The 3,451-nt window shown below is 70.4% G+C and carries 3 protein-coding genes; 2 read left to right on the forward strand and 1 reads right to left on the reverse strand.

The window, feature by feature from the left end; translation table 11 throughout:
- Positions 1 to 74 precede the first annotated feature (74 nt).
- Complete coding sequence (locus RJ03_RS27455) at positions 75 to 1,457, forward strand: EfeM/EfeO family lipoprotein (protein WP_051025316.1); 1,383 nt, start codon at positions 75 to 77, stop codon at positions 1,455 to 1,457.
- Positions 1,458 to 1,494: 37 nt separating this feature from the next.
- Positions 1,495 to 2,730, forward strand: a complete 1,236-nt coding sequence (gene efeB, locus RJ03_RS27460; RefSeq protein WP_036507618.1) for an iron uptake transporter deferrochelatase/peroxidase subunit — start codon at positions 1,495 to 1,497, stop codon at positions 2,728 to 2,730.
- Between the two features lie 49 nt (positions 2,731 to 2,779).
- On the opposite strand, the gene RJ03_RS27465 is transcribed toward efeB, so the two are convergent.
- A partial coding sequence (locus RJ03_RS27465) for an MFS transporter (RefSeq protein ID WP_157163502.1) occupies positions 2,780 to 3,451 on the reverse strand: 672 nt, incomplete at its 5' end.

Below are 3,451 nucleotides of genomic sequence, written 5' to 3' on the forward strand. Positions count from 1 at the left end.
CCTGTCGGCCCATATCGACCCGAATTCGTGGTGGGTCTCGATCATCACCGGCGATCACCGAGCTCACGCCGCGCATGACGGTGCTGCAGGTTGTCGCCTGGGTGGTCTACCTGGCCGTGGTGATCCCGCTGTTCATCCGCGCGGGACGCCAGGCGCCCGCGAAGGCCCCGGCGAAGGCGGCGCCCGCCACGACGGCAGGCACCGCAGCCGCGGCGGCCCCCCTGGCGGTGCCGACCGCGGCGCACGACGGCTCCGAGCAGACGCCCGACTGGTGGGAGCGAATCGCCGGGCCGCGGCCGTTGCTGGTCGGTGCGGTGCTGGTGGTCGTTCCCGCCGTGGCCGCCGGGGCGGCGATCGCGCTGCTGCCGTCGAGCGGCTCCGGTAAGGCGCAGGCGGTGTCGGTCACCGACAGCTCGTGTGCCTCGGAATGGAAGTCCGGGCGGGCCGGGACGCAGACGTTCGAGGTGCAGAACAAGACGTCCAAGGCCGGGGAGATCAACCTGGTGAACTCCGGCGGTGCGGTCGTCGGCGAGATCGAGACGATCGGCCCGGCCACCACCGCCAACCTGACCGCGACCTTGAGCAGCGGCACCTACACCATGCAATGCCTGATGTCCGGTAAGCCGGTGACCTCGTCGGCGGCGGTGCAGGTCAGTGGCGAGGCGGGCGACACCCCGCCGGCCGTCAAACGCGTCACCGAGGACGATCTGCGCGGCCCCAACGACGCCTATCAGGCCTACGCCGCCGGTGTGCTGACCCGGCTCTCCGGCGCCGTCACCGCGATCGGCAACGATCTGCGTGGCGGCAATATCGCTGCCGCACAAGCGGATTGGCTCAGTGCCCAGCTGGAATGGGAGCGCGTCGGCGCCTCCTACAACAGTTTCGGCGACGCCGGCACCGCGGTCTCGGGTCTGCCCGACGGCCTGCCCGGTGGTGCGAACGATCCCGGATTCACCGGTCTGCACCGGCTGGAATACGGCCTGTGGCACGGACAGCGGCCCGATCAGCTGCTGCCGGTGGTCGATCGGCTCGGCGGCGATATCGCGAACATCCGGAAGAATCTCGGCAGCGACGACCTCGCCGGCGATCCGAAGAATCTGCCGCTGCGCGCCCACGAAATCCTGGAAGACGCTCTGCGCGACCATATTTCGGGCATCGACGACCAGGGCGCGGGCGCGGCGTATCCGATGACGCTCGCCGACATCGACGTGACTCGCGCGGTCCTCGATCAGCTCGGCCCGCTGATCGATCCGCGGGCGCCGCAACTGCGCGCCACCCTGCGCACCCGCCTCGACGAGTTGCAGGCGGCCCTGCTCGCCACCCAGAACCACGGACAGTGGCAGTCGCCGGATCGGACCCCGCCGGGCGCGCGGCAAGCCGTCAACGCACGCCTCGGCGCCGCTCTCGAGGAACTCGCCAAGGTGCCGCGGTTGCTCGAAGTGCCGATCTCCCACTGACCATGCCGAACCACCGACCGACCAGTAAGGCTTCACGATGAACGTCAGCCGCCGCCGCTTCCTCTCCGGCGCCGCCGCCGGTGCCGCCGGAACCGCGCTGACCGCGGGCATTCTCGCCGAGGGTGCCCGCCAGGATGCCGACGCCGCCACGGTGGGCACCCCGAAGGCCGAGGCGAGTTATCCCTTCCACGGCGAACATCAGGCCGGCATCCTCACGCCGGGCCCGTCGGCGAAACAGAACGCCGCCTGCTTCGCCGCCTTCGACGTCACCACCACCCACCGCGCGGAATTGGTGGAGGCGATGAAGACCCTCACCGCGCGTGCCCGCTTCCTCACCGCCGGCGGCGCCCCCACCGACCTCGGCCTCGGTCAGCCGCCGTCCGACAGTGCGGTGCTCGGGCCGGAGGTGATCGCCGACGGGCTCACCGTCACCACCGGAGTGGGCGCGAGCCTGTTCGACGGCCGCTTCGGGCTGGCCGCGGCCAAACCCGCCAAACTCACGCCGATGCGAACCTTCCCCAACGACACCCCGGATCCGGCCTGGATGCACGGCGATCTGCTGATCCAGCTGTGCGCCCACCACCCCGACACGGTCCATCACGCGCTGCGCGACATCACCCGCCAGACCCGCGGCGCACTGCAACTGCGCTGGAAGATCGACGGCTACAACTCTCCGCCGCGTCCTTCCGGCACCGGCCGGAACCTGCTGGGCTTCAAGGACGGAACGGCCAACCCGACCGGCGCCGACGCCGAATCGCTCATCTGGACCGACGGCGGCGGCGAACCGGAATGGACTCGCGGCGGCACCTACCAGGTGGTCCGGCTGATCCGCATGCTCGTCGAATTCTGGGATCGGGTCTCGATCAACGAGCAGGAGAACATGTTCGGACGCCGCCGCGACTCCGGCGCCCCGCTCGACGGCAATCAGGAATTCGACACCCCCGACTACGCCGCCGACCCGGAGGGCTCGGTCATTCCGCTGGATTCCCATATCCGGCTGGCCAATCCACGCACCCCCGAAACCGCGCGCCAGCAACTGGTCCGCCGCTCCTACAACTACGACCTCGGCGTGGAGCGCAACGGCAACATGGCCTCGGGGCACATCTTCACCTGCTTCCAGCAGGACGTCGCCCGCCAGTTCGAGGCCATCCAGACCCGGCTGATCAACGAACCCCTCACCGACTACGTCCAGCCCTTCGGCGGCGGCTACTTCTTCGCGCTGCCGGGAGTGCGTGACGAGAAGGATTGGTACGCAAGGGCTTTGCTCAGCTGAGCGGACCTCCGGCCGGGAGCGCCGCGCGGCACTTCCGGCCCGGGACACCCTAGGAACCTGCCGGCGTCGGCTGCGCCCCGGAAGACTCCGGCGCCGCCACCGCGCTCCCGCGGCCGAGCAGCAGCGTCACCACCGGGAAGACCAGCAGACTGCACACCCCGCACAGCAGCCCGACCGACCAGAACGCCGAACCGCCGTCGAGCAGTGCGGCGGCCGCCGCGGTACCCGCCATCATCCCGCCGTACTGCACCGAATAGTTCAGTGCCAGAACGGTTCCGCGCGCATCGGGGCTGAGTTCACTGGCGAGGGTGGTCAGTGCGGACTGGCCGAAACCGACCGCGCCACCCCAGACGACCTGCACCACGATCGCCAGCGCCAGCGAGCCGGTCGAGAGCGAGAAGGCCAGCACCGACGCCGCGGCCACCAGCGCCGCCACCGCGATGACCCGGCGCCGGCCGACGGCATCGGCAAGGCGGCCACCGTAGATGTTGCCCACGACGCTCATCGCCCCGCCACCGGCCAGCGCCAGCCCGACCCATCCGGTCGTGAGCCCGAAGTTGCTCGAGTAGAACAGTCCGCCGTTGGCGAACATGCCCTGCAGTCCGGCGGTCCACAGGAAGGTGCACAGCAACGTGAACAGCACCGCCGGATTGCCGAGTGCGGCACGGAACTGCCGCGCAAAGATGGCCAGCGGCCCCGCGGGTGCGGCGGTGGCCGGCGC

This window comes from Nocardia aobensis NBRC 100429, from assembly GCF_000308375.1.
In the GTDB taxonomy this organism is placed as follows: Bacteria; Actinomycetota; Actinomycetes; order Mycobacteriales; family Mycobacteriaceae; genus Nocardia; species Nocardia aobensis.

Excerpts from the sequence above, each read along its gene's own strand:
- efeB (WP_036507618.1), top strand. The coding sequence starts at position 1,495 with ATGAACGTCAGCCGCCGCCGCTTCCTCTCCGGCGCCGCCGCCGGTGCC.
- RJ03_RS27455 (WP_051025316.1), top strand. The coding sequence starts at position 75 with ATGACGGTGCTGCAGGTTGTCGCCTGGGTGGTCTACCTGGCCGTGGTG.